5 protein-coding genes are annotated in these 4,883 nt (G+C 66.9%); all 5 read right to left on the bottom strand.

Annotation, left to right across the window (positions count from 1 at the left end):
• Positions 1-185: 185 nt before the first annotated feature.
• Positions 186-959 carry a succinate dehydrogenase/fumarate reductase iron-sulfur subunit gene (locus tag RWX45_RS10895; protein ID WP_316023743.1) on the bottom strand — a complete coding sequence of 258 codons (774 nt, stop codon included), beginning with the start codon at positions 957-959 and terminating at the stop codon, positions 186-188.
• On the bottom strand, positions 956-2,956 hold the full coding sequence (locus tag RWX45_RS10890; protein ID WP_316023744.1) for a fumarate reductase/succinate dehydrogenase flavoprotein subunit: 2,001 nt from the start codon (positions 2,954-2,956) through the stop codon (positions 956-958). The genes RWX45_RS10895 and RWX45_RS10890 overlap by 4 nt, the downstream gene beginning before the upstream one ends.
• Positions 2,957-2,973: 17 nt before the next feature.
• A complete protein-coding gene (locus RWX45_RS10885) occupies positions 2,974-3,777 on the bottom strand; it encodes a succinate dehydrogenase cytochrome b subunit (protein WP_316023742.1) in 804 nt (267 codons plus the stop codon).
• 196 nt (positions 3,778-3,973) lie between these two features.
• Positions 3,974-4,522, bottom strand: coding sequence for a GNAT family N-acetyltransferase (locus tag RWX45_RS10880; RefSeq protein ID WP_316023741.1), 549 nt, complete (start codon positions 4,520-4,522; stop codon positions 3,974-3,976).
• Positions 4,519-4,883 (bottom strand): tRNA threonylcarbamoyladenosine biosynthesis protein TsaB (locus RWX45_RS10875; RefSeq protein WP_410050717.1); only part of this gene is annotated, 365 nt, incomplete at its 5' end. The genes RWX45_RS10880 and RWX45_RS10875, both read right to left, overlap by 4 nt.

The following is a 4,883-nucleotide window of genomic DNA, read 5'->3' as shown; positions in this document are numbered from 1 at the left end:
AGCACCGGGGCCCCCCCCCTGGACACGAACCCGAACCCCGACAGATACCGCCGCTGTGCTCGGCGGCGTCATCGATCGGGACGACGCGTACCCGAATCCACAGGCGCAGGAGATATACGACGCCGCACAGCAGCTCTGACGAGAACTGCTGCGCGGCGCAAGCGGCGTGAGCCCGGGGTCATTCCTCAGGCGGTTGCCTTCTGTCCCTTCCACAGTGCGTGTCCGAGGTCCCGGTTGAGGCGGGTAATGACCTCCAGCGGCACGGACTTGGGGCACACGGCGGCGCACTCACCAATGTTGGTGCAACCGCCGAAGCCTTCGGCGTCGTGCTGGTTGAGCATGTTGACCACGCGCGCGAGTCGCTCCGGCTGGCCCTGTGGCAGCAGGCCCAGGTGGGAGATCTTCGCACCGGTGAACAGCATGGCGGAAGCATTCGGGCAGGCGGCCACGCAGGCGCCGCAGCCGATGCACGCCGCGGCCTCGAAGGCGGCGTCCGCCTTGTCCTTCTGCACCGGCACGGAGTGCGCCTCGGGGGCCGCCCCGGTGTTGACGGAGATGTAGCCGCCGGCCTGGACAATGCGGTCCAGGGCGGAGCGGTCCACGATAAGGTCCTTGAGCACCGGGAAGCCGGTGGAACGCCACGGCTCAATGGTGATGGTGGAACCGTCCTTGAAGGAGGGGTCCTCCGCCAGGTGCCGCATGTGCAGCTGGCAGGTGGTGGACCGAATGGGGCCGTGCGCCTGCCCGTTGATGACCACGCCGCACTGCCCGCAGATGCCCTCACGGCAGTCGGAGTCGAAGGCGACGGGCTCCTTGCCCTCGGCGAAGAGCTGCTCGTTGAGCAGGTCGAGGACCTCGAGGAAGCTCATGTGCTCCTCGATGCCGGTCATCGAGTACTCCTCGAAGTGCCCTTCGGAGTCCTGGTTCTTCTGGCGCCAGATCTTCAGCTTGATGTTCACTTGTAACTCCGCTGCTTGAGCTCGATGTCCTTGTAGATGAGGTCTTCCTTGTGGAGGATCGGGGGCTGGTTCTCCCCGCCCCACTCCCAGGCCGCCACGTAGAGGAACTCGTCGTCGTGACGCAGTGCCTCGCCCTCGGGGGTCTGGGACTCGCCCCGGAAGTGTCCGCCGCAGGATTCGCGACGGTGGAGGGCGTCGATGCACATGAGCTCGGCAAGCTCGAAGAAGTCGAGCAGGCGGCCCGCCTTCTCCAGCGCCTGGTTGAGCTCCATGGCCTCGCCGGTCACCCGCGCGTCCCGCCAGAACTCCTCCTTGAGGGCACGGATCTGGCCGATGGCCTCCCGCAGCCCCTCCTCGCGGCGCTCCATGCCGCAGTACTCCCACATGATGCGGCCCAGCGCCATGTGGAAGTCGTCCACGGAGCGGGTACCGCGCAGCGCCATGAGGCGTTCAATACGGTCCTCCACGCTCTTGCGGGCCTCGGTGATCTCCGGAGCGTCCGGGTCGACCTTGCCGATGCGGAGCATGTCGGCCAGGTAGTCGTTGAGGGTGTCCGGCAGCACGAAGTAGCCGTCGGCCAGGCCCTGCATGAGGGCGGAGGCACCGAGCCGGTTCGCGCCGTGGTCGGAGAAGTTGGCCTCGCCCGCCACGTACAGGCCGGGGATGTTGGACTCCAGGTCATAGTCAACCCACAGACCACCCATGGTGTAGTGCACGGCCGGGTAGATGCGCATGGGGACCTCGTAGGGGTCGTCCCCCGTAATGCGCTGGTACATCTCGAACAGGTTGCCGTAGCGGGCGGAGACGGCGTCCTTGCCCAACCGGCCGATGGCCTCGGAGAAGTCCAGGTAGACGCCACGGCGCATCATGCGCTCGTTGCCCTGTGGGTCACGCTCCTTGATGGCCGGTCCCACGCCGCGGCCCTCGTCGCACATGTTCTTGGCCTGGCGGGAGGCGATGTCGCGCGGCACGAGGTTTCCGAAGGCGGGGTAGATCCGCTCCAGGTAGTAGTCGCGGTCCTCCTCGGGAATGTCGCGCGGGTCCTTGTCGCAGTCCTCGGCCTTCTTGGGCACCCAGATGCGGCCGTCGTTGCGCAGCGACTCGCTCATGAGGGTCAACTTGGACTGGAAGTCACCGGACTGGGGAATGCAGGTCGGGTGGATCTGCGTGTAGCAGGGGTTGGCGAAATAAGCGCCCTTGCGGTGCGCACGCCAGATGGCGGTCGCGTTGCAGCCCATGGCGTTGGTGGACAGGAAAAACACGTTGCCGTAGCCACCGGTGCACAGCACGACGGCGTCAGCCAGGTGAGTCTCGATCTCACCGGTGACCATGTCGCGGGTGACAATGCCACGGGCACGCCCGTCGATGACGATGAGCTCGACCATCTCGTGGCGCCGGTACTCCTTAACGGTGCCGGCGTGGACCTGACGCTCCAGCGCCTGGTAGGCGCCGATGAGGAGCTGCTGCCCGGTCTGGCCACGGGCGTAGAAGGTGCGGGAGACCTGCACGCCACCGAAGGAGCGGTTATCGAGCAGTCCGCCGTACTCGCGGGCAAAGGGAACGCCCTGCGCCACACACTGGTCAATGATGTTCGCGCTGACCTCGGCCAGCCGGTAGACGTTGTCCTCGCGGGCGCGGTAGTCGCCGCCCTTGACGGTGTCGTAGAAGAGCCGGTAGACGGAGTCGCCGTCGTTGCGGTAGTTCTTCGCGGCGTTAATACCGCCCTGGGCGGCAATGGAGTGCGCCCGCCGGGCGGAGTCCTGGTAGAAGAAGCACTTGACGTTGTAGCCCTGCTCCCCCAGGGAGGCGGCGGCGGCGCCACCGGCCAGGCCGGAGCCGACGACGATAATGTCGAGCTTGCGGCGGTTGGCCGGGTTGACCAGCTGGGCGTTGAACTTGCGCTGCTCCCAGCGCTGGGCAATCGGGACGTCGTGCGGGGCCTTGGTGTCGGCGATCTTCTCGCCCTCGGTGTAGAGGCCGTCGATGAGTTCAGTCATCATTCATTCACTCTCGATCAGTGGGCAACGCACTCGGCGAACTGTTCGGAGGCCGAGCCGATCGCATCGCAGAACTGGGGGTAGTAGTCGGCCGCGGCCATGGGGGCGTCGACCCAGCCGAAGAGGATCGCCGTCGGCACGCTCATGAAGCACACGAACAGACCGAAGGCAACAACGAAGGCGATCAGGCGGATGAACGGAATGGTGTTACCGCGAGTCGCGCCGAGAGTCTGCAGGGCGGACCACACGCCGTGCCACACGTGCAGGCACAGGGCCGCGAGGGCCAGCAGATAGATGAGATACACCCACCACAGCTGGAAGCCGTAGTACATGTTGGCGTAGGCACGACCGTGCACGTACTCCCCGCCGGGGGTCAGTGTGAGAGTGGTGAACTGCAGAATGTGCCAGACAATAAACAGCAGCAGGATGACACCACCCCAGCGCATGGTGCGCATGGCGTAGCGGGAGGCGAAGTAATCGGCGCCGGGCTTCTTGACCTCGTACTTGTCGTTGCCGCGGGCCTGGCGGTTGCGGTACCACAGGCGGAAGGCACTGATCACGTGGGCGAGCAGGAGCGCGATCAGCGCAATGCGCAGGACCCACAGCATGCCGCCGTAAGGCAGGAGGGGTTCAAGCAGGGTGCGCAGCCAGACCGCATAGTGGTCGTAGGCGATCTCGCCCTGGAAGTAATGGGTGTTCCCGTAGGCGTGGAACACGACGAAGACAATGAAGGCGATGCCCGACCAGGCCATCAGACGCTTAGTGAAGACCGTCGTCGTATACGCGGCCTTCTTCTTGGGGGGAGCAGACGTTTTCACCACGGCAGCAGTTTACGAACGCCCTCCGGCCGATGGTCCCAAACCTGCTACCCGCCCACCGCAGGGATTAGCTCATCCTTGCCATCTCGCGGAAAACCGGCAGGACGCCCCCACATGTTCACTTGCCTGCACACGCCGTGAGCGTGTCAGCAAACCGTGCGAGCCGAATCCATTTCGTCACGGAGCTGTCAGACAAATATCAGGCCGACCTGTCAGCGGGCTGTCTCAGGGATCGGCGCATGACGGTCGCATCCTCCACCGGCGCCCGGTAATAGCGACGCCGGTGGCCGATCGGCTTGAACTCGTGGGCGGCATACAGTCTCTGCGCCGCCTCATTCGAGGCGCGCACCTCCAGCAGCACCGCGCGGCAGCCGGCGTCGGCGGCCGCGTGCAGCAGCGCGCTGAGCATGGCGGTAGCAACGCCCCGGCGTCGGACTGAGGGGATGGTGCCGATGGTGAGCAGGTCGGCGTCGCCGCCGCCATCGCCGTACCACAGCCCGGCGTAGCCGACGATCTGCACGGACCCGTCCCTACCGGGCGCTTCGGCAACCAAGTAGGTGCGATCGGCGCCGGGCCCGGCGGTGCGGTCCAACTCGGCGGCGAGCATGGCCGGGCTCCAGGCCTCTGCCCCGAACAGCTCCGGTTCCAGGCGGGAGACCACTTCCAGGTCGGGGGGCGTCATGGGCCGCAGCCGCACCCGGTCCGGGGCGGTCCCGGCGTTGGTCGTGTCGGTGTCGGAGCTGTTCACCGCACCGGCCCGCGGGAGGAGGGCATGTGAATGTCGGGTCTGCGCAGATATAGCGGCTCGGTGCCCAGGGCGTCCGTCTGGCCGCTGCGCTGCCGCGCCAGGGCGATGCGCACCTGGGTGCCGGCGTCCCCGGAAACGGGGGACAGCAGCTGCCGGTCGGCGGCCAGCTCGGGGTACAGGGCGGCGCCCGAACCGGCGACGACGTCGGCGGGCGGCTGCATGCCGGTCTGCTCGCGTTCGCGCAGCGCGGCGGGGGTGAGCACCTCGAGGTCGGTCACCCGCTCGACGTCGTCGGCCCCCTGGGCGCGGTAGCAGGCCGTGTAGACCTCCTTGCGGCGGGCGTCGGTGGCAACCAGGACCG

The organism is Actinomyces sp. MRS3W (assembly GCF_032465695.1).
Taxonomy (GTDB): Bacteria; Actinomycetota; Actinomycetes; order Actinomycetales; family Actinomycetaceae; genus Actinomyces.
This window is presented reverse-complemented; position numbering and strand designations above follow the sequence as displayed.

Bases quoted from the DNA above. Each gene is read 5' to 3' on its own strand.
- RWX45_RS10890 (WP_316023744.1), bottom strand. From the start codon at position 2,956: ATGACTGAACTCATCGACGGCCTCTACACCGAGGGCGAGAAGATCGCC.